This window comes from Acinetobacter sp. ANC 4204 (assembly GCF_002135205.1).
GTDB lineage: Bacteria > Pseudomonadota > Gammaproteobacteria > Pseudomonadales > Moraxellaceae > Acinetobacter.
Genome location: NZ_NEFZ01000001.1, coordinates 105,488 through 132,482 on the forward strand (window position 1 = coordinate 105,488; position 26,995 = coordinate 132,482).

43 protein-coding genes, 1 tRNA gene and 2 pseudogenes are annotated in these 26,995 nt (G+C 41.5%); 6 read left to right on the top strand and 40 right to left on the bottom strand.

What is annotated here, in order from left to right; translation table 11 throughout:
- Positions 1-55: 55 nt before the first annotated feature.
- The 4 genes from B9T36_RS00530 to B9T36_RS00545 all read right to left on the bottom strand — a co-directional run bounded on the left by B9T36_RS00530 (position 56) and on the right by B9T36_RS00545 (position 2,380).
- Positions 56-577, bottom strand: a complete 522-nt coding sequence (locus B9T36_RS00530) for a Rha family transcriptional regulator (RefSeq protein WP_086207653.1) — start codon at positions 575-577, stop codon at positions 56-58.
- A gap of 224 nt (positions 578-801) precedes the next feature.
- Positions 802-1,173 (bottom strand): hypothetical protein, encoded by a 372-nt coding sequence (locus B9T36_RS00535; RefSeq protein ID WP_086207654.1) that lies wholly within the window; start codon positions 1,171-1,173, stop codon positions 802-804.
- Positions 1,174-1,250: 77 nt separating this feature from the next.
- Positions 1,251-2,132, bottom strand: coding sequence for an ORF6N domain-containing protein (locus tag B9T36_RS00540; protein WP_086207655.1), 882 nt, complete (start codon positions 2,130-2,132; stop codon positions 1,251-1,253).
- An 86-nt stretch (positions 2,133-2,218) separates the two neighbouring features.
- The gene (locus B9T36_RS00545; protein WP_086207656.1) at positions 2,219-2,380 is read right to left on the bottom strand and encodes an Arc family DNA-binding protein; all 162 of its coding nucleotides are present in this window, start codon (positions 2,378-2,380) and stop codon (positions 2,219-2,221) included.
- A gap of 105 nt (positions 2,381-2,485) precedes the next feature.
- Here B9T36_RS00545 and B9T36_RS00550 point away from each other — a divergent pair, with 105 nt between their 5' ends.
- Together B9T36_RS00550 and B9T36_RS18990 are read left to right on the top strand one after the other, a co-directional pair.
- Complete coding sequence (locus B9T36_RS00550; protein WP_086207657.1) at positions 2,486-2,719, top strand: Arc family DNA-binding protein; 234 nt, start codon at positions 2,486-2,488, stop codon at positions 2,717-2,719.
- 272 nt (positions 2,720-2,991) lie between these two features.
- On the top strand, positions 2,992-3,207 hold the full coding sequence (locus B9T36_RS18990; protein WP_171264383.1) for a hypothetical protein: 216 nt from the start codon (positions 2,992-2,994) through the stop codon (positions 3,205-3,207).
- A 28-nt stretch (positions 3,208-3,235) separates the two neighbouring features.
- On the opposite strand, the gene B9T36_RS00560 is transcribed toward B9T36_RS18990, so the two are convergent.
- The 36 genes and pseudogenes from B9T36_RS00560 to B9T36_RS00725 form a co-directional block, all read right to left on the bottom strand.
- Positions 3,236-3,514: a DUF2845 domain-containing protein gene (locus B9T36_RS00560; protein WP_086207659.1), complete on the bottom strand. Its 279-nt coding sequence runs from the start codon at positions 3,512-3,514 to the stop codon at positions 3,236-3,238.
- A 65-nt stretch (positions 3,515-3,579) separates the two neighbouring features.
- Positions 3,580-4,146, bottom strand: a complete 567-nt coding sequence (locus B9T36_RS00565) for a hypothetical protein (protein ID WP_086207660.1) — start codon at positions 4,144-4,146, stop codon at positions 3,580-3,582.
- A complete protein-coding gene (locus B9T36_RS18995) occupies positions 4,143-4,301 on the bottom strand; it encodes a hypothetical protein (protein WP_171264384.1) in 159 nt (52 codons plus the stop codon). Before B9T36_RS18995 ends, B9T36_RS00565 begins: the two co-directional genes overlap by 4 nt.
- Positions 4,302-4,432: 131 nt before the next feature.
- A complete protein-coding gene (locus B9T36_RS00570) occupies positions 4,433-5,176 on the bottom strand; it encodes a hypothetical protein (protein WP_086207661.1) in 744 nt (247 codons plus the stop codon).
- The gene (locus B9T36_RS00575) at positions 5,169-5,348 is read right to left on the bottom strand and encodes a hypothetical protein (RefSeq protein ID WP_086207662.1); all 180 of its coding nucleotides are present in this window, start codon (positions 5,346-5,348) and stop codon (positions 5,169-5,171) included. Before B9T36_RS00575 ends, B9T36_RS00570 begins: the two co-directional genes overlap by 8 nt.
- Positions 5,349-5,356: 8 nt before the next feature.
- Complete coding sequence (locus B9T36_RS00580) at positions 5,357-5,809, bottom strand: hypothetical protein (RefSeq protein WP_086207663.1); 453 nt, start codon at positions 5,807-5,809, stop codon at positions 5,357-5,359.
- Positions 5,802-6,350, bottom strand: coding sequence for a phage virion morphogenesis protein (locus tag B9T36_RS00585; RefSeq protein WP_086207664.1), 549 nt, complete (start codon positions 6,348-6,350; stop codon positions 5,802-5,804). Before B9T36_RS00585 ends, B9T36_RS00580 begins: the two co-directional genes overlap by 8 nt.
- An 8-nt stretch (positions 6,351-6,358) precedes the next feature.
- A complete protein-coding gene (locus tag B9T36_RS00590) occupies positions 6,359-6,814 on the bottom strand; it encodes a gp436 family protein (RefSeq protein ID WP_086207665.1) in 456 nt (151 codons plus the stop codon).
- Between the two features lie 8 nt (positions 6,815-6,822).
- Complete coding sequence (locus B9T36_RS00595; protein WP_086207666.1) at positions 6,823-7,176, bottom strand: hypothetical protein; 354 nt, start codon at positions 7,174-7,176, stop codon at positions 6,823-6,825.
- Positions 7,177-7,186: 10 nt separating this feature from the next.
- Entirely contained in the window at positions 7,187-8,260 is a 1,074-nt protein-coding gene (locus B9T36_RS00600) for a major capsid protein (RefSeq protein WP_086207667.1), read from the bottom strand.
- A 3-nt stretch (positions 8,261-8,263) separates the two neighbouring features.
- Entirely contained in the window at positions 8,264-8,647 is a 384-nt protein-coding gene (locus B9T36_RS00605) for a hypothetical protein (protein WP_086207668.1), read from the bottom strand.
- Positions 8,647-9,612 (bottom strand): hypothetical protein, encoded by a 966-nt coding sequence (locus tag B9T36_RS00610; RefSeq protein WP_086207669.1) that lies wholly within the window; start codon positions 9,610-9,612, stop codon positions 8,647-8,649. The genes B9T36_RS00605 and B9T36_RS00610 overlap by 1 nt, the downstream gene beginning before the upstream one ends.
- Positions 9,613-9,650: 38 nt before the next feature.
- Positions 9,651-10,082: a hypothetical protein gene (locus tag B9T36_RS00615; RefSeq protein ID WP_086207670.1), complete on the bottom strand. Its 432-nt coding sequence runs from the start codon at positions 10,080-10,082 to the stop codon at positions 9,651-9,653.
- Positions 10,083-10,832 (bottom strand): annotated as a pseudogene (locus tag B9T36_RS00620) (phage head morphogenesis protein); the annotation flags it as partial.
- A gap of 951 nt (positions 10,833-11,783) precedes the next feature.
- Positions 11,784-12,242 (bottom strand): annotated as a pseudogene (locus B9T36_RS00625) (phage minor head protein); the annotation flags it as partial.
- The gene (locus B9T36_RS00630) at positions 12,243-13,709 is read right to left on the bottom strand and encodes a phage portal protein family protein (RefSeq protein ID WP_086207671.1); all 1,467 of its coding nucleotides are present in this window, start codon (positions 13,707-13,709) and stop codon (positions 12,243-12,245) included.
- 12 nt (positions 13,710-13,721) lie between these two features.
- Complete coding sequence (locus tag B9T36_RS00635; RefSeq protein WP_086207672.1) at positions 13,722-15,398, bottom strand: terminase; 1,677 nt, start codon at positions 15,396-15,398, stop codon at positions 13,722-13,724.
- Complete coding sequence (locus B9T36_RS00640; protein ID WP_086207673.1) at positions 15,395-15,901, bottom strand: DUF2280 domain-containing protein; 507 nt, start codon at positions 15,899-15,901, stop codon at positions 15,395-15,397. The genes B9T36_RS00635 and B9T36_RS00640 overlap by 4 nt, the downstream gene beginning before the upstream one ends.
- A 45-nt stretch (positions 15,902-15,946) precedes the next feature.
- On the bottom strand, positions 15,947-16,588 hold the full coding sequence (locus B9T36_RS00645) for a putative metallopeptidase (RefSeq protein ID WP_086207674.1): 642 nt from the start codon (positions 16,586-16,588) through the stop codon (positions 15,947-15,949).
- Positions 16,548-16,985 (bottom strand): hypothetical protein, encoded by a 438-nt coding sequence (locus B9T36_RS00650; RefSeq protein WP_086207675.1) that lies wholly within the window; start codon positions 16,983-16,985, stop codon positions 16,548-16,550. Before B9T36_RS00650 ends, B9T36_RS00645 begins: the two co-directional genes overlap by 41 nt.
- Positions 16,986-17,023: 38 nt before the next feature.
- Positions 17,024-17,482 (bottom strand): helix-turn-helix domain-containing protein, encoded by a 459-nt coding sequence (locus B9T36_RS00655; protein WP_086207676.1) that lies wholly within the window; start codon positions 17,480-17,482, stop codon positions 17,024-17,026.
- A gap of 8 nt (positions 17,483-17,490) precedes the next feature.
- Entirely contained in the window at positions 17,491-17,790 is a 300-nt protein-coding gene (locus tag B9T36_RS00660) for a DUF4258 domain-containing protein (RefSeq protein WP_086207677.1), read from the bottom strand.
- Positions 17,791-17,981: 191 nt separating this feature from the next.
- Complete coding sequence (locus B9T36_RS19000; protein WP_171264385.1) at positions 17,982-18,155, bottom strand: hypothetical protein; 174 nt, start codon at positions 18,153-18,155, stop codon at positions 17,982-17,984.
- A gap of 622 nt (positions 18,156-18,777) precedes the next feature.
- Positions 18,778-18,996, bottom strand: coding sequence for a hypothetical protein (locus B9T36_RS00665; protein ID WP_086207678.1), 219 nt, complete (start codon positions 18,994-18,996; stop codon positions 18,778-18,780).
- 191 nt (positions 18,997-19,187) lie between these two features.
- A tRNA-Met gene (locus tag B9T36_RS00670) sits at positions 19,188-19,264 on the bottom strand.
- Positions 19,265-19,356: 92 nt separating this feature from the next.
- The gene (locus B9T36_RS00675; RefSeq protein WP_086207679.1) at positions 19,357-19,644 is read right to left on the bottom strand and encodes a hypothetical protein; all 288 of its coding nucleotides are present in this window, start codon (positions 19,642-19,644) and stop codon (positions 19,357-19,359) included.
- Between the two features lie 151 nt (positions 19,645-19,795).
- A complete protein-coding gene (locus tag B9T36_RS00680) occupies positions 19,796-20,350 on the bottom strand; it encodes a hypothetical protein (RefSeq protein ID WP_086207680.1) in 555 nt (184 codons plus the stop codon).
- On the bottom strand, positions 20,347-20,724 hold the full coding sequence (locus tag B9T36_RS00685; RefSeq protein WP_228146962.1) for a DUF559 domain-containing protein: 378 nt from the start codon (positions 20,722-20,724) through the stop codon (positions 20,347-20,349). The genes B9T36_RS00680 and B9T36_RS00685 overlap by 4 nt, the downstream gene beginning before the upstream one ends.
- 32 nt (positions 20,725-20,756) lie before the next feature.
- Complete coding sequence (locus tag B9T36_RS00690) at positions 20,757-21,104, bottom strand: hypothetical protein (protein WP_086207682.1); 348 nt, start codon at positions 21,102-21,104, stop codon at positions 20,757-20,759.
- A complete protein-coding gene (locus B9T36_RS00695) occupies positions 21,101-21,367 on the bottom strand; it encodes a winged helix-turn-helix domain-containing protein (protein WP_086207683.1) in 267 nt (88 codons plus the stop codon). The genes B9T36_RS00690 and B9T36_RS00695 overlap by 4 nt, the downstream gene beginning before the upstream one ends.
- Positions 21,364-22,110 (bottom strand): ATP-binding protein, encoded by a 747-nt coding sequence (locus B9T36_RS00700; RefSeq protein WP_086207684.1) that lies wholly within the window; start codon positions 22,108-22,110, stop codon positions 21,364-21,366. The genes B9T36_RS00695 and B9T36_RS00700 overlap by 4 nt, the downstream gene beginning before the upstream one ends.
- Positions 22,107-23,030, bottom strand: a complete 924-nt coding sequence (locus B9T36_RS00705) for a hypothetical protein (RefSeq protein WP_086207685.1) — start codon at positions 23,028-23,030, stop codon at positions 22,107-22,109. The genes B9T36_RS00700 and B9T36_RS00705 overlap by 4 nt, the downstream gene beginning before the upstream one ends.
- Positions 23,027-23,335, bottom strand: a complete 309-nt coding sequence (locus tag B9T36_RS00710) for a hypothetical protein (RefSeq protein WP_086207686.1) — start codon at positions 23,333-23,335, stop codon at positions 23,027-23,029. Before B9T36_RS00710 ends, B9T36_RS00705 begins: the two co-directional genes overlap by 4 nt.
- Positions 23,332-23,742, bottom strand: a complete 411-nt coding sequence (locus B9T36_RS19175; RefSeq protein WP_228146946.1) for a hypothetical protein — start codon at positions 23,740-23,742, stop codon at positions 23,332-23,334. The genes B9T36_RS00710 and B9T36_RS19175 overlap by 4 nt, the downstream gene beginning before the upstream one ends.
- Positions 23,743-23,788: 46 nt before the next feature.
- Positions 23,789-24,289 carry a phage regulatory CII family protein gene (locus tag B9T36_RS00720; protein ID WP_086207687.1) on the bottom strand — a complete coding sequence of 167 codons (501 nt, stop codon included), beginning with the start codon at positions 24,287-24,289 and terminating at the stop codon, positions 23,789-23,791.
- 58 nt (positions 24,290-24,347) lie between these two features.
- The gene (locus tag B9T36_RS00725) at positions 24,348-24,527 is read right to left on the bottom strand and encodes a Cro/CI family transcriptional regulator (RefSeq protein WP_086207688.1); all 180 of its coding nucleotides are present in this window, start codon (positions 24,525-24,527) and stop codon (positions 24,348-24,350) included.
- A 99-nt stretch (positions 24,528-24,626) separates the two neighbouring features.
- Between B9T36_RS00725 and B9T36_RS00730 the strand changes: the two genes are divergently transcribed.
- The 4 genes from B9T36_RS00730 to B9T36_RS00745 all read left to right on the top strand — a co-directional run bounded on the left by B9T36_RS00730 (position 24,627) and on the right by B9T36_RS00745 (position 26,797).
- Positions 24,627-25,355, top strand: coding sequence for an XRE family transcriptional regulator (locus B9T36_RS00730; protein WP_086207689.1), 729 nt, complete (start codon positions 24,627-24,629; stop codon positions 25,353-25,355).
- 67 nt (positions 25,356-25,422) lie between these two features.
- A complete protein-coding gene (locus tag B9T36_RS00735; protein WP_086207690.1) occupies positions 25,423-25,725 on the top strand; it encodes a hypothetical protein in 303 nt (100 codons plus the stop codon).
- A 153-nt stretch (positions 25,726-25,878) separates the two neighbouring features.
- Positions 25,879-26,382: a hypothetical protein gene (locus B9T36_RS00740; RefSeq protein WP_086207691.1), complete on the top strand. Its 504-nt coding sequence runs from the start codon at positions 25,879-25,881 to the stop codon at positions 26,380-26,382.
- A gap of 214 nt (positions 26,383-26,596) precedes the next feature.
- On the top strand, positions 26,597-26,797 hold the full coding sequence (locus B9T36_RS00745; RefSeq protein ID WP_086207692.1) for a hypothetical protein: 201 nt from the start codon (positions 26,597-26,599) through the stop codon (positions 26,795-26,797).
- Positions 26,798-26,995: the final 198 nt, after the last annotated feature.

The following is a 26,995-nucleotide window of genomic DNA, read 5'->3' on the forward strand; positions in this document are numbered from 1 at the left end:
AAAAAAGGGTCACATTTAAAATGCGACCCTTTAAGTTTTGTTAATCAGCATGGCGTTAATCTAATTTCTCGAATAAACATGGTTGCATAAGGCGCTCTACATCAGTAATTGCTGTTACCAGCAAATCCCTTTTTTTGCGATAACTACCAAGAATGTGACCAGCCAAACTTGCATCTGCTTTTTCAAGGTTTAATTGAAGCGATAATTTGTTATGAATATTGTTGTATGTTAAATCCTGAGAGCGAATAAATTCTCGTGTTTCAAAGAAAGCTTTTACTAGGGCTTTTTTAAATTCAATTACTCGTAGACTATTACGCATTAGTGTCATGAGAAATGTTGCTTGCTGCTCGTTTAACGGAACAAACTTAACATCACCACCACCGTGCTGACCCTCTAATCTTGGTTGGATTTTAAATCTGACCAAGCCAAACTCTTGAAAATCTGGCATATAAGTTCGAACAAGCTTAATAATTGTGGCATGCTGGATACCCAAACCTAGAGCAATTTGTAGCGTGGTTGTCATGGGTTCGCCATTTTCAACACGCACGATTTCAATTGGTTTCAACATAGCATTCATAATTAACTCCTTTTGAGTTTTGATAGGCCTGAGTGCAGAATGCAAATAAAACAAACAGGCATTAAAAAAGCCGACTTGTTAAGGTCGGCTTCGCTTGGTTAAATCTTAAAACTTGTCAATAGGGTTTAAAACCCAATAAGGTCACGTGGTGTCAACAGGTAGCTCTTGTCTTATACGTCTGACTTCTAAATAAAAACCTCCCGAAGGAGGTTTGTGTTAATTACTTAAGACAATTGTCGGGGAATAAAAATAGGTAGTGGTTTGTCTGCTGTTTGCATTGAGTTAATTTTAGCCTTGAACGCCTCTATATAATTATCCCTTTCAAGCACTGTTTGGATGTATGTATCATCAAAGCCAATAGCAGCCCTCAACCACCCTCTATCAGGTGTATGGATTGCCCAGTAATCAAAATACCCGATATAAAAGAGCGTATAACCATTTCCAGAAGCCTCATAGGACAACTCCACTTCAATATTTGGATCGGTGCCAAACTGCTCAATTTCTTTAACAGTTTTTACCACTTCGGGAATGTTAACCACCTCTTCTGCCAAAGCTTGGAAATTCACTGGAATATTAGTGGGTATAATCTTTGCCATTGTATTTACTCTTCGCGATATTATTCTCATTAAAGTGCAAAGCTATCACCTAGATAGCTTTGCTTGAATATAACCCATCACGCAGGTGCATTAAACCAATTCGGATTTGTTATAAAACGCTGCCCAGTTGAGAGCGCGATAGTTTTGCAATTTACATCAATTAACGGCTGGTCATGCTTATTCTTGAAGTCCAATAGTCGGCTAAGATTTCTCACAGCCTCATTAGAGCGAACAATATAATTGGCGTAAAACAAGAACTTCCGACTATCTAAAATCCCTCTAAATTTTTCCAAGACCACAACCACTTCTTCATTTTCCAAAATAACGCGCTCACAAAGATGGCGAACTAACTCATAAGCATCCTTATCAAACAATCCCGCCTGTTTATTAGCACTGCTATATAAAGCAATCAGATGATGTACATATTCCACGGCAACAGGGATTGCTTCGTATGGAATGTCTTCGATGTGATTCACGTTAAAACGTTGATGAATCAACTTCCATGCTTCATTCACATTTAAGTGTTTTGTCTTAGTCACCAATAGTGCATGCGCTTCATGTAGTGCTGTGCGTTCAGATTTGTGGGTTTTAGCTAAAACCTCTTGGCGATGGAAGTAACAATCTTCCAGTTGTTCAAAGATATCCCACGCTTGATCCGTATCAAGCATCTTGGCGTGTCGTGCTGCACCGCGTTCTGTCCATAGGGTTAAATGTTTAGCATTTGGACTAACCATCTTTAAGAGGGTTAGTGATTTTTTAAACTCACGAAGTTGCTCACCCATAATTTTAAAGAAGTGCTTGCCTTCAACAAAACGCCCAGTGTTTCGAAGAAAGTTGTTTTGAATATGCTTTGGTTCCGTTCCGTAGAAATTGGCAAGCATCTCTGTTGTTACTACCGGGATAGAATTGAAGTTAATGATTGATACTTGAGTATTATTTATTTGTGCTATACTGCCCATAAGAATTCTCTCTTAATTGATTTGGGTGAGACATTCAAAACCTTGTGATCTTGGCGGAGAGCAAGGTTTTTTTGTGCCTATTGATTTCATGCTTTTGCTTCTTTGTTTGCTCTCGCTTCCAACCATTCTTCAATAATTAAAACCAACTGAGCTGTTTGAGTTCTACGATCTTTGACTGTTTCAATCTTAAATCGCTCTAATGTTTCTTCAGGTATGCGGAAGTTTACCTGCGGGTCTTGTCTTGCCATTCTTAATCACCCATATAACGGTGATATAAATATATAACGGTGATACCATTGTGTCAAGCACGGTAATACCATTATTCTTATGAAAATATTTTGAGCTTCAATGTGATGGCTAGAACAGACCCTCAAATCAATATCAGAGTGCCTGCTGAATTAAAAAAGAAATTAGAGTTACTGGCTGTTGAAAATAGCCGATCCCTTAATGCAGAGGTTGTTACTAGACTTGAACAGAGCCTCTCTGGGAACACTTCAACTCATCAAACCGCCACCCTAGAGGTTGAGATGGATATCAAAGAAATTAAAGAAATCTTAAAAAGGCTTGATAATAAAAAAGCACCCTAGGGTGCTTTTTCTACCTGTATGGAACAAACCTCGTCCCACACTTTAAGCAAATCCAACTTCTAGAGTAGTCTTGTATTCGCCCTTTGTTTGTCTTATCTAAATGTTTATATAGCCTTATCAACCCATAACCCATTAATAACAGTAAAGGCACAAGTAGAACTACTGTGAAAAAACCATGGAAAAAATTTGGTGCATCCCTAACACTAAGCAAAGCCCCCAGCAATGGAAGCCAAAACATCACAAAAAGCACACCCACAATAAGAATTGCTGAAGTGCCTTTTTTTGGAGGTGCACACGAAGCAGCTAGATTAGATTGTGATGTAGACGATCCCTTACCACCACCAACCGTGATACGCCCGGTACTAGACACCCCAACACCACCAAAACCACTCTTCCCATTTCTAGTTCCACCTGACCAAACCATACTTAGAGTCTTGGTGTTAGATGAATTACAACTTGGACAATTTGACATATCAAATCCTATGTAACCAAATAATCAAACGCAATCGCCTACCCTCAACGCCCACTACGAATCGTAGTAACTTTGCCATCTTCAATAACAACAGTGAAAGTTTTGCTGCCATCTACGTAGCTTAGTTCGCGCACTGAAACGTCTTTACCACCCACGTTTTTAACGTAGTCATAATGAGATACTGGTTGTCCTGCAGCTGCAACCACCTCACCATAGCTTTGGCCTTTGCGAACTTGCTTACCGTTAATGCTTGCCCCTGCCAAATTTGCATTTGCTAATGTAAAAACAGACATCAAAGCAGCTGTAATTATTAATTTTTTCATGAATTTACCCCTCGTTATAATTGGATAAATCATAACCTGCTAAAATTCACAGCACAATGTGAAAGTTACTGTTCTTTCTCAAGGCTCTTAATGAATTCATTGAACTTCTTATTGATAGCGTTCTGCGCCCGAGTTGCAATCGCTAAATTACGCATCTTCATACGCTCAGCTTTTTGAGCCGCTTTAAGATAGTGTCGGAATGAACCGTAGCTCATTTGCATAATGCATTCATGTGAGTGGCCATTCGATACGAGAAGCTGAAATACATCATACCAACTGCTCTTTTTACGCGGATCCACATCGTCCCGGTGTTTAGGTTTTGGCTCGGAAAAGAATGAGTCATTCACTTTAATGACTGCATCCAACAACAAGATATTGAGTTCACCCTCTTTCTTGAATAGATCGATGACCTGTTCAATACTGTATTGCAAACAGTGGGCTATCAATTGCGTCGATTCAAACGAATAATCATCAAATATCTTTTGTGTGGTTCCATCTGGATGATTATTCAAAAAGTCTTTGATGACCTGCGCTGCACCCGACCACTCATCAAAGTTATGCATCTGCAGCTGGTGCACCGATAGCTCACCAACTTTGACAGGTCGATTTGAAGCGATAAAAAAATCATTCATTGAAATACCTTAGCTAGTGCCACAAATGCATTAATGATGTTTGAGAGTTGCCAGATAAAAATACCCATCAAAATGGCACCTGTTACCTTCCAATAACCATGTTTTTCCATTACAACCTCTACTTTTTGTAAAACTACTGCTATAATTTCAACCACAAGTTTCTTTCCCTTGCTTTTATCTGGCGGGTGGAAATAAAAAGCCCAACGATTGCAGTCGCTGGGCTTTTGCTTTTTATGGGCACAAAAAAAGATGCCTATTGCATCCTATTTAAGTGCCTGTAATGGGTTTATGCTACTTTAGGGATTTGGGTGTAATAGCCGTATAGGCCAAGTGCACCATCTTTGTCTTTGGTCAGATCACCCAAGGCATCTCCGCTGACTTCGTATGAACCAAATTCTTCATGAATTAGGCCAAAGCTCGAATCGGGAGATTTAATTGTACGGTGCAAAGCTAAGAACACTTTGTCTTTGCTGATCTTATCAATGCCTTCAAAGAACAATGCATATTCAGCACCAAAATCAGATGCGATCGTAGTATGTGTCACAGCGCCAGTCGTATAACCAAGTACAACTTTTGGCAAATCATCAAGAAACTCGATAGTGCCATAAACTGCATCTAGTTTATATTTCGTTGATTCAATCGCAACGGGTGTTGATGCACCGTCAGTTACGGTTGGCACAGTCAAATTAAAACCATCCAGTTTAATCTTCTGACCTTTGGTGACAGCACCTAAATCATGGTCAGCTACGGTTTTCGTTGCCACTGCGACATTTTTACCCGACAGGATATATGCAAGGTTATCAGCATCAACCTGCTCGAGTGTGCCGCTGAATGAAACTGCAGTGGTATTGTATAGCACCAAATCAGTCGTATCATCACCAGACATTGATTCAGTATGCTCAGTCTTATCAGCTGTGATTTCGAGCGTAAAGTCTGGGATGTTGCCCAGCTCTCGCATTGCCCCCACAACACCCTCAACAATTGGGGCAAGGGAGAACTTACCACGCAATGAAATGTACTTCTTAGCCATTTGCAGACACCTCTTTTGTTTTTGGTTTAGCTTCTACTTTCACATCAGGCTTAATTGCTTCAATCGCACCATCATCTAAAAGCTGTTTAATTTTTTCTTGTGGTAGATCACCCACAATTTGATCTTTCAACCATGGGCCAATCGGCTTTAGGGCTTTGTATTGCGTTTTCATAATGCTCCTTAATCGGGTTCGGTTTGAATGAATAACTCAGACTCTAGAACCACTGTTGAGTAAACACAGCTTTTAGAAATGTCTTCTTCCGTATTCATATAAATAAGTGGTTCAGCACTCGATTCGGGTTCCCAGCCACTCAATTTTTTGATGATCTTAATGGTTAGATCACCAGCCATATCAAATGCTTTAGAACCATCTGTCACCTGAGATGCTGCATGCTTGCAACAAGCTGTCACTTCCCAGACCACTTTTAGCTTTAGTGCATCACCTTTGCTTACCACTCCTGCACTTTTGGTACGGCGGAAATTCACTTGAATGTTGGGGGTGATTTGGGACAGTTCAGTAGTTACACCTAGATTCTTAGGGGTATAGATTTTCTTTACACCCCACTCATCCATGAATTGCTCGAGGCGCGCTACGATCTCATCGCGTACCGCATATAGATTTTCATCACTCATCTAGGACAATATCCTCAACAATGTCTAATAAATCCTGCTCGTCATCCGACGTTAAACCCAACCACGCACGTGCAGGCATTTTCACGGTATAAGCACCAACGGTTACGTCTTGAGCAAAGTTAGATCGTGTTTGACGAACAAAACGATTACCAACAACACCGGTCTTTTGGTTTTGTCGGAAGTAAACCGTGCTTTGACGAGCCTCATGTTTAATTTCACCGCCAAAGTGATGGATCGCTCCATACTCAACGTCTGTACCCACTTCAAAACCATTGCTGATTGTATTATTGGTAATAGAGTTCATTAGACGGGATGTATCGCGAAGCGTGGTACCGCCTTGGCGCATCACCCTTACGGATAATGGCCACTTGCCGTATAAGCCCACACCACGAGACCAGCGATCGCGGATATTCTCCACCAAGGCGGCACCCATACGCTCATAAAGTCTGAACTGACGCTCTTCAACGTCAGCATACAAACTCAGAGCTTTTGAGATCGCTGAGTCACCATCGGTACGGATTTCAATTAATGCGCCTGGCATACGTCACCTCACTTAATGCTCGGCATTTTTCCAAGGACATCGTCACCAAAAACACCACCCGTATAAGTCGTGCCTATTGGTGCTGTAGATGGTTTGTTTTTGGGTGCGTCGTCTATAATTTCTTTACTCTGTTCATCAATGATTTGCAGATCCGCTTTCTTGTCCTGGACACGCTTCAAGAAGGCAATCGCATCGTCATAAAGCTTGCTGATATGCTCCAAAGGATCTTCAGTGTAAAGACGATAACGCGCGATATCACACGCTATACGTTTTAAGTTGGAAGGTACGCTTGCAAGTGGTAAAGAATAACGGCTACCGATGTAGCCGTTAATTTCTTCCTCTGCATCCTGCAATGCAACTTGCACAACATCAACAGGATCCGCGCCACCTTCACGCCCCAACTTAAGCTCATCAATAACCTGTGCACCAAACCGTGTTTTTAAATCAACTTCAGTCGCGTACATAGATCACCTTACTTATCAGCTGTAGTTTTCTTGGCTTCGGCAGTGGCTTTCTTTAAAGCAGCTTCGGATGTGGCTAGTGATTTTTCCAAACCCTCAACTTTCTTTTGAAGCTCTGCTACTTCTGCTTCAGCTTTATCCTTACCATCAATAAGGATTGCCTCATTTGCTTTCAGCTCTGCTACTTCTGCAGTAAGGCTTGCAAGCTGAGCAGCGGTACCATCCGCCTTCGGTTGTTCTGGTGCTTTTTCTTCTTCAATTGCTCCAGATGCTAAAAGGGCCTGAAGATGATTTTCTTCAAGCCCTTGAACTTCTTGCCCTGGTCGGAAGTGACCGAGGGACTGTTTTGCAATGTACTTTGGCATGATTTATTCCTTATACAAACCCACGACCACCAACAAGACCGTTCTTGTTGTTAGGAACTGCGAGTGGTGATGATTCGGCTAATAACTCGATGCTAGACGGGTTCTTTTTCTGATCTTGAGTTAAAAAGAAATCTAAAGCTTGACCAAATGCCTCTAGGTTTTGAATAGCACAGTGCGCAATCCAACCATTAGCATCATTAATCAGGCCAAAGAAATCTTCCGGAATGAAGCGACCCGCTTCACCATCCATGTTGTGCTGAACGTCATATGTCCAGATTTCAATGTTGTCCACCACACCACGGAATTGCGGTTTATCTTTATGATCAAAAGTAGGTGTTAATGGAACGCTGATACCTGCATATGGAGCTACAAATTTAGCCATAAACGCTGCATCCTGTTTCATTGCGTTGAATACTTTTGAACTTGTTAAGATCATATTTGGCGATGAACCGCCATGTTCAATAGATAGATCAATCATCGCCTGCATATCATCTAGAACTTTTGCCCCCGATTGGCCCCATTTGATTAGTGGAGAATAATTGCAGGCAGGATTACGTCGGTAGTCCACTTCATATTTCGGAAAGTCAGCAGATGCAAATGTGGTCTTACCATATAACAAGACATCACGTGCAATGAGCAATTTTCGGTTATCAATAGACTGACGCAGATATAGAGCCTTTTGCGCTTGGTCAATCAAAAGCAGATCAGCGTCGCTTAAGCGGTTTGAACCAGTTGCAATAACGCCATGTCTACGCAATTGGGTAACCAATGCAGCATTTTGAACATCTGCAGGCGTTACTGTCATCATTGGCTTTAAATACGCTGGCTTAACAAATTGCACGTGACCAGACTCTTCAACTTTAATCGGTCGCGCACCAGCATTCGGGGTTACAAATGGAGCAAGCGGTGTAGCCGTATTCAACTCACCAACTGGTACCACATTTTTGTTATATGACACACGCTGTGGAAAGAAGCGATCCATTAACCATGTATCCACCTTCTGTGTGTTATCTGTTAGTAACACCAATTGAGGTACATCTAGGAGTTCTACAGGTGCTTCCTGAAAGGTAAAAATTTGACCCATGTCTTAATTCCCCACTACCTTACGTAGTTCAATTTTGTTGTTTAAACCTTGTGCGCGAACAGCATCGACCTGACCCGCTGTTAGCTTCACACCGTTGACAGTAACCACAGCCACATCAAAGGGACCTTGTGTATAGATCGGCATTTCTAGGTCATTCGCTGCATGGTAGGTTGCTTGCTCCGCTGTGAAATCAGTGACAGCGATAGCATTCCAATCACCAACTACGCCACCCGTCACTACTGGATGACCAGCCACGTTAGCTGCGTCGATGTTAAGCAAATCTCCTCGCTTATAAGCTGTATTGGTGGTGACCTTTGCATTTTCAGTGCGTACACCATTTCCAACGACCAATTGTTCTGATGTGATCGTTTGAGTAATTGTTCCCATTATTTTTGCTCCTGAGAGGCTGCGAATTTACTGAAAGCCTGATCTAGTGCTGAACCTTGATTACCGCCTTGCCCTTGCCCACCCTGACCACCTGTAGCTTGGTGACTGAACAAGTGGGCAAGATGTGATGGAATTTGTTGCTGCTGCTGTTGACCAGCTGGTGGCTGACTGCCTGCTGAGAATTGCGTTAATTGCTGAGACATGAATGCAAATGAAGTGTCATCCATATTGGTATAAGAGGTCTTTTCTTCAGCGCTAAACTGCTTATTTAAAGCTGTCTCAAGCGCTTTAATATCTCCTTCACGCTTATCAGCTTTGAACTTTTTAAGATCTGCTAAAGCATCATCACGCTCTTTTTCAGCCTGTTTCTGCGCGGCTTGCGCTTTTTCTAATTCGGTCACGTCTGTGTCCTCTGTGGGTTGGTTTGTTGTACCGGGTTTTGCTGAGAATGCATTTACCGACGTTGTTCGATCCGCACCTGTTGAGCAGATCGTAAATTCACGGATGCGGTTGTTTCGAAATACCGCGACTGGTCCAGTGAATGTCTGTCCATTTACGACAACGCTTACTCCTTGCCCTACTTCTTCAACAGAACCAGGATCAATAAACATGGACATTTGAAACGGATAACCATCATCTGCGTCATCCACCACTTCACGTGCTTTCGCATTGCGGAGAAAGTCACCAGTCACCGTGATGTTTTGATTGATACCGACTTCTTTCACTACACCGACACGACTGGTACTGAAGTGCTCTTCTAGTAAAGGTGTTGGGGTTGGAATCTCAATTCCTTCAAGATCGAAAACAACTCCATTTCGACCCCAAAACCAGTGACCATCAACACGACCACCACCGTAAGCTGTGCCTTTAAAGGTTCGCTTCTTATCCCCTTCAACCTGAGGAACAATGTCCACAGCGGATAGCGAGAATAGGTACTTGCCTTGTTCTTCATTAAGTTCAGGCATTTTCATGCTCCATAAAAAAACCACCTACAAAGGTGGTTTTAAATGCTTTGAATTAAGGCTAAAAGTTTTCCTTCAGCCTCTTTTGTGTGTGGGTATATCATTGGCTCATTCCGTTGAATCGCGCTAGATAGTGTTTCGATAATTCGTAACTTCTCTTCGATAGAATAATCTAGCTTAAGAACAGCTTCTGAAGTATTGCCATCCGCTAATGCACAACTCCCATTAGGCTTCATACCCAAAGCCACATTCCGATTTGATACATGTGAACTTTGACTTAAAGCATTTGATCCAAAGTCTTGGCCTAATGCATGACAACCACGCTCATCTACTTTTAAAGCACCCATTAAAAGCATTCGAAGTTCTGCCCGATCTTCTTTAGACTCCGCGACAATTGAATCGATGTTCATTCCAGTTAATGACATGCCATTTTTATATAAGACACTCATTCCATTTTTTAAAATAAGCTTCATCTAATTCACCAATGCTTTAAGTGTGTAAATTATCTTGCCATTGAGTGTTTCAATCGAAACCACTTCAAATGACAAACCCATTGCCATCAATACGCCATGACCAGCATTTAGTTTCTCAAGATCAATACCTAGACCTTTCGCATTCTCAATCTGCAACACCACATCGGATGCATTCTCTGCTATTAGTAATGGCGAATTAAATTGAATCGTTTGCCCAACTTCATAAGCGACCACCTGCTGTAAGGTCACACCACCTGTCACGATTGCAGCTGAGTTACTCGCAACGGCGCTTAGGGCTTGCATGTCCTGTCCGAGCCACTGTTTTAAAACATCATCCGCTTTCGAACTCACAGATGCATTTAGATAGTTCGTGATTGCAGCATCATTGCCCTGCACATAATCCAAGAAAGTCTTAATTGCGCTTGGTCGAATGGATGGATCTAAAGGAATAACTGTATTGGCCACCGTGTTGAATAGATCTCTCGATTTATCATCCATCGGGGCTAAAAGACTGGTCAGCTTTTTAGATGCAGTCCATTCGGCTTTAATTGCCTCTTTCTGCTCAAGTAGATATTCCTTATCCAGCAATGACTTAGAAATCTTCTGATCCACCAATGTTTCAAGCTCTCCAAATTGCAAAGGATGTGAACTCCAATCCAAAGCCTCTGCAACCTCTGGCAGTTTGTCATCAGGTGTAATACCGTATTTCAATGCTTGTTTCTCTGTGAGGGCGATGACAGTACAGCGACAGTTATGTGTTATAATTCCATCTGCGGATAATAAGCCACTATCACTTTGGAAATCATAAACATGACCGCTGAAAAAGTCCTCGAGAACATCGACTACTGGATCGACCGCTACATGGCTGGCATGAGCATTAACCAGATATCCAAACAAACCGGAATCGTCAGACACTCTGTGACTAGACAACTCCTCAAAAAGGGCGTTGTCTTGAGAACTCAAAGCCAAGCCGAAGCGCTCAAGTGGCAAATGATCAAACAGACTCCAGGCGGAATTGAGCGTCAATGTTCGGCTGCCTGGGATACCATTAGAGACTCCAATAGAGAGTTGGAATTGGCTGCCATCAATCTCTACACCACTCAAAATCTCGGAAAGAGATTGATCGCAAGCAAGCTTGGAACATCCTTGGGCAATGTCGATAGGATCTTCAGGAAGCACAATATTATTAATAGCCGCCCTGTCGCCAGAAGAGCTGTTAGTTTTAGTAAACTCACAACCGGTTCCATCATCTCTGATCACGAACATTCGCTGTTCGACGCCCTTACCGCCATTAGCGTTGACCTTGATCGACAAACCGTCATCAATGACATCAATGTGGATTTCACTATCAGAGGTGAAAAGATTGCCATTGAGCTTGAAAGAAGAAGCTTTTCCGATAGTAAGAGCATGACCAACGAACGTCTTGAAAAGATTTTCAGCAGTGGGTACAAGCTCATCGTTGTATATCTTCCGCGTCAAACAGTTAGTATTAAGACTTTCGACTGGTCTATCGTAAGCAATCAAATTGTCACCTTGCTTAATGAACTCAGCAATAACCCAGCCACGACTCGTAAGTATTGGGTGATTAGCCGTGACGCTCAACTCGCGGCCAGACTTGGTGATAAGCTTTACGATCTTCCCGCTGTAAAATCTCTTAATAGCACCATGTGAGGCACCATCAATTTTTGTATCAGGTAAGAAGCAACGGAAGCCCAACGGCGGGTAATGCGTTAGCCAAAATGGGTGATTTATCGGTAATACAATTCGATTCAATGCCAAGTGTGCAGGACGTACACGTGAGTCATTGATAGCCGAATACATCAGATACTGACGTTTGTCTTTATTCCGTTGCTGTTGTTGCCAACGCCCATGACTATATGCACTTTGGATATTGGTCCGAAATACATTGTCCATGTAATGCTTAGGTAAAACGATTTCTGATTCAGCTACGAGCTTTTGAAAATCATTAAAAGTGCCGCCCGATGCTAAGGTTTTGTTAAGTGACTTAATCACTGACTCAGCTTGTTCAAGACTCGACAAAAAGCTAACCGTAGTCGCCATCTGTCGTGTCTTAAGATCCATTGAGTAGAACTCATCAGGCAACACCACTTTCTTACTATGCGCATACTGCAGCGCTTCAAGAAACGTTACTGGTTGCATCTATTTCCCCTTAGCTGCTGTCGCATACCCCAATACATCTGCAGCATATAAAGCCTGATCCAAATGCGCTGTAAATTGCGACTTTGTTGCACCAGATATCAATCGAGACAAATTGAACAGCAAAGCCTCTGGTGTTTCAGACTCAGCCGCTAATTGTCTAATCTGCTCATTGGTCAAGAGTTGTAAGTCATCCTGAGCATCTGTCAGTTCATCCACCTCTTGCTGTTCAGGTGACTGCTTTTGCACTGATGCTTTAAAGCTGAATGCTTGATGAGGTAGTGCATTAAATTGAGTGTTAGGGACGGCAGTGCTAGTACTCATCTTAAAGTGTTCAGCCTTAATGCCGTATGTCTCAATCACATACTGGTCATTAAACTCAACACCTAATGTTTTTAGCTTTATATCACGATCAACAACAGCGACCTTAAGATCCTGCTCACCACCTAAAACAATTGTGTGCTTTTCAAAGTTATTCAGCAGGCAGAGTGCGTCTATGAGCTCTTGAATCGTAGGCGTGATCATGCGTAGGTCTGAATTACGCTTATCTAAGCGAACATCATTATGCACTTCACCCAAAGCTCGACTTCCAACACCATCAGTCCCACTTGTGAGCGTTTGGCCTAAGACAACCTTTTGAATACGGCGGGTTAATACATTATCAAAGGCTTCAAATGCTGTGCTGCCACCATTAGAAGAACTTCCACCTATAGTTTCTACCGAATCCTCTGCGCCAATAGACATAACTGATTGTGCATGAGCATTCAGTAAAGCCGCAGTCATCGCATCAATATCATCCTGTTTACGATCTTTACCCCCAACTTTCCCTAATAAGATTGGTGTGCCAAAGCGTTCTAAAAACTTGACCCAAAACTTTGTTGTATTGGTACGGAAGAACCATAGCCAATAAAGCTTCGACAGTAATGGATCACCATAAGGCTGTTTGAATGTAGGTTTACGGCGTGTCAAAAAGAACTTGAGTGGATATTTGGCATTTACATCAATTTCTGTAGCATTTTGTCGGTAAATTAAACGTCCATCATTCTTGGGCTCAAACCATTCTAGAGGCTTAACTACAATCTCATTTAAGGTGAATTTACTGTCACTGGTAAGTGCATAGTTGGCTTCCATAACCGAATAACCGTAAGGGCAAGCTTCCCATGCACCTGAGACGATCTCAGCATGCCAACGAGTGAATAAATCCTTTAGAAAAACCGTTTGCTCCCCATGATCTTCAACAAATCGCCACGGCGCATTGAGAACTGCATCAAGGCGTGTCTCCATGGCCTGTGCAATCTCATCATCTACCATAAGGACTGATAATCGTTGCCGGGTTAGCCCAGCCTGACGAAGTACTTCGTCAATATCAGCTTTGCGACCCAAAGTGAATGCAAGGTTCTCAACAGCAACCTCTGTCATTAAGCCAGCTGATTTAGGCTTTGTTTTCTTACTTTCTGACTTCTTTGCCATCTTAAAAACCTTTTAGAAACTTCGTGAACCTCCCCCTCCTGGTCTTAATCGTGCAGGCGGCTTGATATCACTAAAACAGATCATGACGCTATCAGCCCGGTTAGGTGATAAGGAACCATCGGGTTGCTTATTTACAAGGATTTTGCCAGCACCATTTTTGCTGTAGGTCGGCTGTGATAACTCACGCTTAAGTTGCTCCAGTTCGCGCTTATCCAAATCTTCAGTCGATAGTGAGATAAGTGCATCAGGATCGTATTGCATACCTTGTAGTGCTCTGTACGTGTTCTGGAAGCGCATACGCAAACTCCACCACATTTGAGCTTTTAGGTTTGCGAAGAAATCGATATTCTTCCGAGCCTCTACCATCTCAAGCTCTGGGTTATGAACTGCGCCCGATCCCCTGAACGGATCCGCTTGGATCTCATCAATTCCTTTAGCACTGTTTTGCTCATTAATGACTCGGGCATCACCGCGCACACCAGCTCCCAAGCCATCTGCATCGTAAAAGAACAAATTCAGTTTTTGCTCTAAGCAAATATCGATTGCCTTTTGGGTTGTTCCAAAGATGTCATCACCGATGCCTGACCACGTATCCAAATACTGCAGAACAATGCCATGACGTGAGGCAAAGGAGTTTTTATCCTTACCCTCATCTGCCACATCAAGTGCACCATTACGCTCACCTGAAGGCTGAATCTCGAGTTTTATATGCGAATCTACCGCAGCCTCAACCCATGCCGATGGAATCAACACACCTTCAACTGAAGCAGCGTAGTCAATATCAACCTCTTGGGCTAAGACAATGTCGTCAAGCGTCGCAATTTGCTTTTCATACCACGGATGAATCAGCTTCCCATGGAGTGAGACAGTCCAGTTTTTATCTGGGTTGTCCCGCCACGCCATCGTAAACACGGCGTAACGACCGCTGAATCGATCTTGATGAAACTTGTCCCCGATACCGTTTGGCGTTGATCCCTTGATATGAACGTTTGTGTTCTGCGATATAGCTGCATCTACAGCTTCTTGACGCTCTACGAATGCCCATTCATCAAGAAAGTACATTGTGGTACGTCCACCACGGCCAATGTTGTCTCCAGCCTCGCCCGTAACGGTCGCACCATTATCAGGATTGATAATACGCATGTAGTTGTCGTGGACCTTTTCGACAAATCCTTTCGGCTTCATCCAATCAGGAAGTTTTGAGAACATATCTCGGAACTTATGCAGCAGCGTTTTGGGGTCACCCTTCTTATCAACCAGATCCTCTTTACGACTACCTACACCACCAGCAAAGCCCTCTACAAATAACCATCGATGCAGATAAAACCCCAGCACAACATAGCTCATACCTTCATCACGACTCTTCTCAATGAGACCATGAGTTTGAGTGCTTTCACGCTCAAGTAACCAGTTGACCAATTCAACTTGACCAGGGCGAAGTACAAAAGGAATATTTGCCGGTAATCCAAAAGGCATCCCCCTTGGATCGTAAGTCCACACCCAATGATTAAACCAATGTGCTGGATCATTCTTGCACTTGTATATCTCTGCTTGAATGCTGAGTTCACTTTGCTCAATTACTGCTCGGTAATAGTAACGTCTGGTCATCTCAGCAATGACTTCAGGCAAACGTGTGTTCATCGTCCACTCTTTGATGAGGGGTGCTATTTCTTCAATTGCGTAACTCATAATTTGCCATTAATTGCTAAGCGAGATAGCTCTTGTGCGGACATCCCAGCAAGCTGCTCAGGGGTATACATAGCGGGGCGCTGGCTGTGCTCTGTTTCAGTTTTAATCGCACCACCATCTTTGCCTGTAATTTCTAACTTACGCTCGTAGTGGCCTTTCACAATCTTTTGAATTTGATCAATCAGCTTAATCGACATCACCACATTGCCTTTCTTGGAAACCAAAAGGTCACTCAAGATTTGCAATTGAATAATGTCGTTTGCACCGATGATGTTGTAGATCGGTTGATCAATATATTTCTTCCGTGCTTCATGGAATAAATCCACTAACTCTTGCGATAAATCCGCACCTGCAGTCTTTGTTGGGTCATAGCATTCAACCTGTTGTCGAGACACATCAATCTTGAAATTTTCCTTGACAGCCTCTACTACGAGGGATGGTTCCATAAACTGTGCAAGTGACCGAACAATAAAGACTTTTTCTGCTTTTTTAAGTCTTGCCATTTCTCTCCATCCGTCAAGGTACGTCAAGGAAAGTGGGCAAAAAAATTAACCTATGACACAGTTCCCACAACACGCAGACACATTAAAATCAGATACAAACGGCGCATTCTTTGTGATTTCGACTAAGCGCTTAACGCTGTCGCTTGCACCCCAACGCTTGACCACACCGTAGAACTCTTCAACGTCATGACCAGCTAAGTAATGCTTTGGTAAACCAGTATTGTCGCTGTAAATAATCTCGTCGTCTTGGTCACGCTCTACACCAATGTGATAAAGCTCATGTTCTATTAAGGCGCAGAAATCATGATCTGTAGCTTGCTCACAGAATGATGCGTCTATAGTGATGAGATAAACTGGCACACAACCAAACCAGTCCCTCATCTGCTGTTCCTGCCGAGCCTTCTTCCACCCGCCTTGGTTAAACATCACCTTTTCACATTGCCCCAGTACCATACGCTTCTTTGCCATACATGCAGATGATGCCCATGCAAATGCTAAAAAGGTTTCATCGTCGTGTAGTAGCTCAGAAATATGGTCATGATCTGGATTGTGGAGCTGGCCACCTATGGTTAGATAGTTTTTAATCACCCATTCTTTTAATTCCACGGCGGGCGCAAGGCGAATTGCTTCTTCTTCCTCAGCCTGATCAATGAGATCCGTCGGTGGGAATGGTCTGATCTGTTCCATCTTCTATTCTCTCTAACTGCGACTTGATCCACCGAATCACACCACCCGACTCAATTGCATGTGGCTCAAAACGCTGAATCCTGTAACCCATATCTTCAGCTAGATCATATTTATTAAATGCATTTGCTATCTTTTTTCCACCACGCCCGACGGCCCAAGGACTTCCCGCTATTTCAATGAGAAGTCGCAACTTCACAATATAAAAATCAAATCGCCAGTTTTTAGTGGATTCAAATTGAAATCTACGCTCATAGCCAATTAAATGTTCTTCTAATTCTTGGAATAGCGCTTCCTCAGCTTCTAAGTATTTTTCTTTTGCTTTAGGTAAGGGTTTAGAGCGTGGTTTCGTTTTAGGCGGACGTTTTTTAGTTTTCCAGAAATAGTCATCCTCGTTCATATATTGCGCCCATAAAAAACCACCCGAAGGTGGTTTAGTTATCTTGCATCATGCTCTCTGTGTTTCCATGATCTATTCCGAGAATATGAAAAATTCATATTACTGTTTTCAATCGTTCGTTCTTGATGATTAAGTTTCTCAATCATTTCTATAAGAGCACCACCCCCATGGGCCTGCTCTTTATATAGTGCTCGCAAAACAAGTTCTGCTGGTTTTCCGATAGCCACACGTCCACTTTCCCAATTACGGACTGTAGACTCATCAACCTTTAAAATACCTGCTAGGTTTTTCTGCGAAAGATTTAGTTCTTTTCGCAAGAAGCGAATTTCTTCACCATTTAGTTCTGGTTTTTCATTAATCAAATATAGGCCAATTGTTTTATGGAGTTCGTTCACCGATGCAATGGACACCAATTCACCATACTCTTCATCGGTTTCAATTTCGAAACCATCAACAAGCCAAACATTGCTTAAACCAGACTCTTCATAGTGATACATAACTGTGCCTATTCTTTAAATGTAGTAACAACAATAGAAAAGTCCCCGCTTTCACGAACCTTTATTACAACTACAGTTGTAATAAACTCACCCGCAGTGCGAACTGAAATATTCAGTTGGCAATCTCCGCTGGTGGTTGGGTATGGACCTTCCGTAATATCTCCGTGCTCAAAACAGCAAATAATCTGTTTGAGTGAGATACCGCGCTCCTGCATTCTCTCCCTAACATGTTTTGTTAGTTTGATCTTTCTAGTGTCTTTTGCAATTTCTCTAAGCTTACGCTTAGCTTCAATTTCGGTTAAACACATATACAGACACTTTATTGATTAGGTTGAGTGATTCGCGCAGAACCGTTAATTATTAGCGGTATATGCGAATAGTATTCCATTGAGAATATTCGGTCAATGTTTTTCGGTTACCACATGTAAAGTTGATAGGCAACCTTGATGTGCATCAAATGCGTTACATCTCGTCGCAATGCATCATTTTGATTGTATCTTTAAGCATACAAAGCATCACGCAAATTCTTAACCCGCTCTTTCAGCTTAATCATGATGCCATCTATCGCCAACATCTCATCACGAGTTAAACCTGAACGGCTTAAGTTTTGGTACTTAGACAGTTCAGTACTACAAAATTCTAAGTCTTTTTTCGCTTGTACTTTATCTGTCATAACACTACCCAATAAGAAAAGAAAAACCCCGCCAATAATGCATATTGAGCGGGGTTTTATGTGCCGTAATCCGTTCGGCAAAAAGGAAATGTAAATTACTCAATAAAAAACCCGCTTACCTCTCCCAAAGTAAGCGGGTTAAATTTGCGCTTTATTACTAATTCTTTAATTCATCTTTATTTTTCACAGAATATAATCCCATTGTTTCACTATGATGAATAAATCACTCAATTTCTTAAATATCACTTAACTTCTTTCATACAATCACGACACACCTTGATTTCTTCATTATCAACTGTGTAATCGATCTCAGTCGCACCATGCAGGCCGAATAAACACATTAACAGTCGGAGCATTACTTTTCTCCATGCAAAAAAAAGCCCACCTCAGCAGTAGATTGATGTGGGCTTAAACTAAGGACCTTGCAAGGTCATTCAGAAACTACAGCTGTTTCTAGCAGCAATCATGCATACTTATTCGTGAATTTTTTGTGAAAAAATGAATTAAGAATAAATCAATATTTTATGAATTAACTTTAATTGAAATCTGGGTGCCTTGATATTGCTTTCACGGAACATTTCTCAAGGCATTAAAAAACCCATCTTCCAATGAGCTCTTAAATTCAATTTTTTGGCTTTCGCAATATCAATTCAACTTGATCTGTTGCATCACCTAAATCTAAATCATTCGATACCCAGAAGAAATACAGGTCATCACCAATGATATATTTTTGCTTGTAATATTCTGAGGTTTTACCTTCTTCAATATCTCCAGCCTTAAAGTAGCCTTTATCAAAGTCAAAAGATTGACCATTCAAATCACCACCAATACAAATATTCAATTTAACGGCCTAACAATAATAAACCGAAGTACTGTAACACCAAATGCAAAAAACCCATCAAATGATGAGCGGTAATGTTTTAAGTTTCTGGATAGCCATATTGAAATTTAAACCACTACGAATAGAGTTAAACTGCCATAAAAAAAGCCTAATCTGTGTAGATTAGGCTATTAACTTTAAATCTTTTTCGTTGGTAGCGGGAGCTGGATTTGAACCAACGACCTTCGGGTTATGAGCCCGACGAGCTACCAGACTGCTCCATCCCGCATCAACGAGTTAGCTTTATACGCCCAATGCACCGACAAAGCAACCTTTACTTGAAATATAAGTACTTGTGGCATCAATTACCTAAGGGAAACCTCAACCAATACCAACTTCAGTTATAAATTCTGGATGTGCAGCTTTATATTTGCTTAACATGCTTTTTTCATTTTCTATAAATGATTTAGGCTCTTCTGACCATGTAGATTTCCGTGAATCTAGGCCCGAATGACTTAGAGCCCAATCAGATACAATGCCATAAATAAACGAGTTATCAGCGAATACTAATTTTGTTTTCCTACCAATATTACTCATGAAAACTTTATGTGTTGGCAAAGAGCCAAATGTACTAATTTGAGTGTAGATGTATTTATAGGTTTCAGGCATAGAACAAAGTACTTAAATGACAGCTCTAATATACCATTTTAATTATTAAAAAAGCCCATCATATGATGGGCTTTTATGTCTTGGTCTCGGATAAACCGTAATACGACCAGTATAGTGAAACTATAGCCTAGTCTTCGCTAAAACGAAATACCTATGCCTTTAATTCTTTGTAAGTATTCTTTTTATATAGCTCAATTGATTTTGATGCTTCATTAATTGCTGACTCTATTGCCATAATCATTAGCTTTTCATATTGCTTCCACGTCATACGATAGTTATCAACATTCATCTGCATAGTGTTAATCCCTGCATAATACAAACGTCCTTGAGCAGTAAAGTTATTCTCAAGCTGGGGATCTAAAGAGAAATCAATAACCATGCGTGCAATCAAGTAAGCCAAGTGATTCATGGTAATTTGTTCAGGCTCTCGCTTCTTATCTGCCACGGCGTTTTGAAGCATGATATTTACCAGGTGCATACGTACGTATTCATAATCACTTTCACACTTACCATCAAAGACAATTAATGAAGTAACTGACTTCGCCAGTTGGGTATCCATCGTAGCAATTGCACCTAAACGATCTTCGTAATTCAAAGGTTTCTCCCCAGTACCATGCGCTTGCGGCTCAAAGTTTGGTGACTTCGCAGTAATGCCATGAGTCAACCATTCAAATTGTTCAAATTTATCTGCCATAACTGCACTCATCCCAAATCCCCTACCATCTTCTCTATTTGCTCAATCGCTTTGCCGCTTTTCACTTGCTCGGTGCTAAACCGTATTACCTGATAACCCATCATTGTTGCTGTGTTGTATTTCTCCAAGTCTGCTATGTAACCCTTTCCCCTTGTATGCCGACCATTACTCCAGATCCCACCTTCCACTTCGACCAATATCTTTTTGCCCTTCAAATGAAAATCAGCTCTCCATTTTCGTATAGGGTGAAACATAAACTCCTGCTCAAACTCAATCTTTAAGGCTCTAAGAGATGTGGCCAATATCACCTCACCCTCACTCTGTACTTTTTCACCTTTAACCTTTGGGCGCTTAGATCCTCTTTTAGGCTTACTCGCTCCGATCATCTTTTTGTATTCAGCAATGGAGTAGCTGCTAGTCAAAGTACCCGCTCCAACATTGCTAAGCATGAACGATATGCAAATACACGCTCATCCAATCCATCTCTTATTGCACCTCCAAGTGAAGCCTTCAGACTGGCAATTAAGTGAAGATTCTTTGCATTCAGTTTTTCCCATTTCGTTTTATAATCAGCAAGTTCCTTTTCAACTACCTCTAAACGCTCAACCGCTTCTTCATGTGTAAGCTTGTTGAAGCACTCACCGTCATAACGGCAAAAACCCAGCTCTGGGCAATCCTGTGCTGCACTTTGACAACGTGCCAATGCATTTCCATACGTGTTGCCATCAGCACTCATAAGGTCGGCTTCACATGGAATGCGCTTCATCCCTTCACCTCAAACAACTGTTTGGCTTTATCCGTTAAAAAGAATCGTGATTCATCTACAAAACTTGCATCTTTTCGTTTGATATAACCGGCTTGCTCTAAACCCTTCAGGTATCGCTGTGCTGTTCTTAAACTTAGGTCGCTTAATACTGTTTTGCGAAGTTCGGATACTGTAGCTATAGGCGTTGTTTCAATTGCCTTGAGTGCATGGATCACACGCTCAAATATTGCAACCTGATTCACTGGAGTGCTTGGATGCTTCATGCTTCACCTCCAGCACGTTCATCCGCCCAATTACACTCAACTACATCCAATCCATCATGCTGAAAACGAGACCAGAGACGATCACCAAGGTCTTGTTCCAGTTCATGTGCCGTCATGTTTGAAATCAACATGGTTGGCTTGCCAGCGTCATAACGTGAGTAAAGAACTTTGTGCACCAGCTGGAGACGGTTTTCATGACGGTCATGCAATCCATATTCATCAAGAATCAATAGATCGTATTCAGTAAAGCGATAAACAGCGTTTACCTCACTGTCATCAGCCTTGGTCCATGCATTCGCAATTTCATTGGCCATGTCTTCAGAAGTCACATAGCGGGCATACTTTTGGGTCTCAAGAATGTTTCGAGCCACGGCGCAAGCTAAGTGCGTCTTTCCAGTCCCTGTACGACCAATCATGATCAAATTGCGTTTAATCCCCTTCATGAAATCTTTCACAAATGCGACGCATTGAGTTTTTGCATTTTGCTGACCGCTATTCGCAACCAAGTATTCTTTGAATCCATTGTTCGCATGACGGACTGGAAGTTTTGCACCTTGGAAGTGTTTTTCACGAACCATCACATTCACAGCGTTGTGATGTTCTGCTTGAGCTTTTTTAAGCGCTTCCGTTGAGCATTGCTTGCAGAACGATTTACCACGGAAAGAAACCATTTGTATCTGGTGCAGATGGCAGAACTCTGTTGATTGCTGAATATCAAAACTAAGCGGTGCAATTGCGTTCATAGGAGCCCCCTTGTATCCACGTCACCTGTTGCTGGTTCATAGTTCTGAACTTCACCCCAAGGATCATTCACGTTTCGGTTGTTTGGTTTTTCAGAAGATTGTTTACGTGTCGGTTTTTTTGCTTCGCGTTCAGCTTTGCTTAGCTGTTTCTCAAATTCCTGCACCAACCAAGCAGCAAACTTTCTCGTTTTTTGGTTTTCAGTAAGATAGATTTTGTTTTCCCAGTGCGCATTGAAACTACCCAAGTGAAATTGGAAATCAGGCATGGTTAAAATTTCGTTTACGCGATGACTGAATTTTGTTTGAAGTAAAATTGTGCTTAGGAAATTTTGATCAGGTTTCCATGAATCATCCTGAGCTGAATTTTCAGGCGATTCCTGTTGTGTGTTTATATCTGTAGTAATCTCTGTAGTAATCTCTGTATTTGTCCCCTTTTTGAAATGGGGAGGGTCTACCTTTTCAAATGGGGAGCCTCCCCCTTTTGAAAGTGGGAGGGTGGTCATTTCAAAAAGCACAGGGGTAATGAGCTCAATAAACAAAACATTGTTGTATTTCTGATTGTTAGCTTCGATTGTGCGAAAATGACGTTTGAGCACCCCATACTTCTCAAGACGATCAAAAGCCTCTTTGACTTGCTGTTTTGAGAAGCCATATTGATCAGAAAAACTTTGGTAAGAACGCTGCAAAAGATCAGATTTGAACTTCTTTTTTACGCGCACAACTTGGCCAGAATATTCATCTCGCACCACTGTTGGTCGATGCCAATAAACAATTTCTGAAAGCACAACGATCGCGTTTAAATCAGGTTTTCCACTCTCTAAAACGAATGTACTAAACCAACTGGTCGGCAAGATATTGCCTTCAAGGTGAACGCTACCAACCTGATCCACAACATCATGGCCAGTGCTGAATAAACTCATGCAGCATCCCCTTTTTCGATATTTTTAATAAAACGCCCAAACATAAAAATCTGTCCTGCTCGATGCAGGCTTGAAATGATTTCACCTGCGTACCAAGCTGAAATGCGATGATCATTGATCAGCATTTCCATAAACTCGTCTCGCGTTACGGCAGCATTCTTTACATCACCTTTGATCTTGCGAAGATTTGCCCTACGGATCTCCAGCAATCCCTCTAATGTGCGGAGTGCTGGCTCGTACCATGATTGAAGCTGCATCACCTGCTTATGCTCAGGCTTCTTTTGAATGGCCTTGTTGGTAATCATGGAACCTCCGCTAAAGCTTGTTCAGCTTTGGTGAGACGGCGTTTTAATTTCAGCTCCAATGTTGTTGCATGACGGACCTCTGTTGGATCTACAACAACAACGATCACACCATTCGTTGTAACGCCAATACCACCCAGTGGAGTTATGTACTCAACGGAAAGTAAATCAGCCGTATCAAAAGTACGATTCACAAGAGTCACTGGAGCGATTAGCACCACCGTATCCCCTTGTAAGAAATCCAAGCTGTTTTGCAGTGGTATGGTTTTTACGTATGCATCGTCAGGCGCTACACCTAACTCAAACTCTCGTTTTTCTACTTGAGCCACTAAACAGTGATTGCACTGTTCCCCTTTAAACTCTGGGCATTTGCCCTTGCACTTGTGTTGTGTTAAATTTGAATTGTTCATTTGACACCTCTAAAGTTGATGAATATGAAAAGCCTGATTCACAAGATCAGGCTTTTTCTTTTTGTGCATTAGCCGTGTACTTCTGCATTTGCTTAAGTGCTGCCTGATCCACGGCGGTAATCAACTCGATCAAGCCTTGAGTAATTTGGTGGATTTCTTCGTATTCCGCCGGTGTAATTACCCCATCCTCGTAAGCTTCATACACAACTCGGTTTGCCTTTCCACTTTTAATGTTGTGCTGCATCATTGCTTCAAAGATTGATAACTCATGATGTTTGCTTGAGTCGCAATCCACTGGCACTAATGCATATCCCAACTGATGCGCCCACACCTTTAAAATTTCTGGGTTCTGCGTGTACATCATGATGGTTTCAAGCTTCTTTAAGCTCGGTAAGTGGTTTGGCATCCCTACGTTGCCGTAGTTGCAAATCGTGTTATGCGAATCACCAGTGACCTGAGCAATTTCCTTTGGTGAAATTCCCTTTGTCTGGTTAATCATTTTAAAAATTGCCGTTTGAGCTTCACGGCTTAGTGTTATTTCTTGCATTTGTGAAATCCTTGATTTGTTTCACGTTTCTTTGGTGGGACTATCGCGAGATAATTTGTTAAGCAACATTGCGATTAAGAGGTTTTTTCCCTTTCGCTAAGTCACGAATTTGGTATTCACGAGCTAATGGAATTTTTTCTGCAGGCCATTGACTGACAGCGTTGTGAGAAATACCAAGCTTTTCGGCCAATTGAGTAACTGAGCAATTAAGTAATCGCAGAGCATCCGACTTAGTCATTTAGGTTACCCCATAAGTAATTTAACTTACCTAATTAAACTACATAAAACTTACCTCGTCAATTGGTAAGATAACTTACAAACATTTGGTTGTATTAATATGGAAACTCTTGGTAGTCGCCTTAAAGCATTAAGAAGACAACGAAATCTTACTCAACAAAAAATTGCTGATGCACTTGGTGTCTCTAAAACCTCTGTAATCTATTGGGAAAAAGACGAGAACGTACCAAAACACGAGAGTTTAACCGCATTAGCAAAAACGCTAGGAACTACAACGGAATGGCTTTTGGATGGAGTTGCAGTGCCAGAAAAGAGCAATGCTGACATAGCCAAGATGGAAGTTGGTATTTATCAGGCCGGGGATCCTGTTCCAGATGGATATGTAGCTATTGATTATTATGATGACGTATTTGTGAGTGCTGGCAATGGCTACTTAAATTTAGAAAAGCCAAGCAACAATAAGATGCTATTCCCTGTTGATTTAATTAAAGAGTGTAATGTTCAACCATCAGCAACCAAAGTGATTCATGTTCGCGGGGAGAGCATGTTTCCTAAATTAAAAGATGGGCAAGCTATATCTATTGATATGTCAGCTAGAACCATTTACGACGGTGAAATCTATGCTTTTCAGGTTGCGGATGATACAAAAATTAAATACTTGTTTAATTGGAATGATGAAGGTAAAGGTGGCTTCAAGGCTGTCTCAGCAAACCCTGATAAAAATCAATTTCCTGACGAATACTACTCCCCTAGTCGAATAGAATCAGAAGGCATAACCATATTAGGTCAGTATTGGTGGAAACAGGTTGTAAAGAGGGTTAGACGATAATTTCATGAATGTTTGCGTCTAAAGCTTCAATTCAAAATCAGCCAAGATATTGAAAAAGGAAAACATAATGATCGCAACACTTAATAAATCCAAAACTGCGCTAACAATTAATCGTCAAGAATTTAAATTGGCTTTAGAAAAAATTGGTGCAGGAATTGATAAACAAATAGCTGCTCTCAAAAAAGCCAAACAAAGCTATGACCCAGCGGAAATAGCACGTGAAGTTATTGGTGAAGTAAATATCTTTGAAGCGATTATTGAAGGCTTTAACGAAGAAGAAGGTACTAACCTCAAGTTGTCCGACCTAACTAATCTTGAAGCAGCCCAAGGCTGGGTGGATGACTTTTTAGGAAAATATTCTGATAAATAAACTCTAAGCATGACTTGTGGTTGATAAGAAGAATTTAAGATGAATAAATTTGACTACATAAAATTAGGGCTACTCTGTGTAGTGGTAACCCTTTGTTGGATTTCTATGATTTTTTAAACTGCGAACCCGACACAACAAGAGGAATTTAAAAACATGGTATTGGACCGCAAATTACAACTAGAATTGCTGACGAAAATTGCCGAATGCTACCCATTCGCATGGGATGACTATGAGCGAAACACTGAAAGTGATGAATATTACAAGTGTGCTATCAATCTTCACTATCTATCTGGTCATGGATTACTAACAGAGAAATCCACGTCAGCTAAACCTAATACAACTGGTGATGGTGGTGGGCGTCTTTTTATTAAGTCTCCAGCCATCACAGAAAAAGGATTGGATTTCTTACAGAATGATGGTGGCTTATCTGCAATTCTTGGTGTAGTAACAGTTCGATTTGAGGCAGACACCATACGCACTATTCTACAGTTAAAGGTGGATCAATCTGATCTATCTCCTGCTGATAAGCAGAAATTACGGAGTGTGCTTCAAGAGCTGCCTGCCGAGAATATAAAACACCTGTCAACGAAAATTGTGGATATGGGTTGGGATGGTCTAGGCTCTCTAATGAGCTTAATTCAAAGCAGTGTTTTTTAGCAGCATTCTTAAATTTTAAATAACCAATTGGTTTCTGGAAGTCACCCACTGGCACAAAGAATTCAAGCACATCTACATGGATGTGCTCCAAATAAATCTGAGTAGAGTTTTGATGAAGACGATTTTCTATTAAAACAAGTGTTTCTAATTTCATAAAAATTACCTTACTGCGAACCCGACGCAGTCCTTAAGAACAGATCGGGTGGAGAGAAGAATGGATACCGGAAGAACTGATAATTTTGAAATAGACACACCTCTTGATGGGTCTGTTGAACTGGTGGCATTAGAGCTGATGAAAATTATTGCAAACGCAGAAAGTAAAGAAGCTCAAGGGCAAGAGTTTGCCAGAGAGTACTATCTGCGGCTCTATTCAAAGTGCTTAAAAACTGTAGTACTTAGAAATTATGAAGGTTGAGTGTGTTTAATAACATTGATATACATACTATTAACAGCTTGATTGATTGATACTGGATCCTGCATACCAGATTTGATGAGAGCTAGTGTTAGCTCCATCTTTATATCTTCTTGACTTCGATTCATCTTAAAAGCTCCATCCAACCCACCCCAGCGATGGGTTTTCTTTTGTCTATTAAAACATAAAGACTACTAAGTT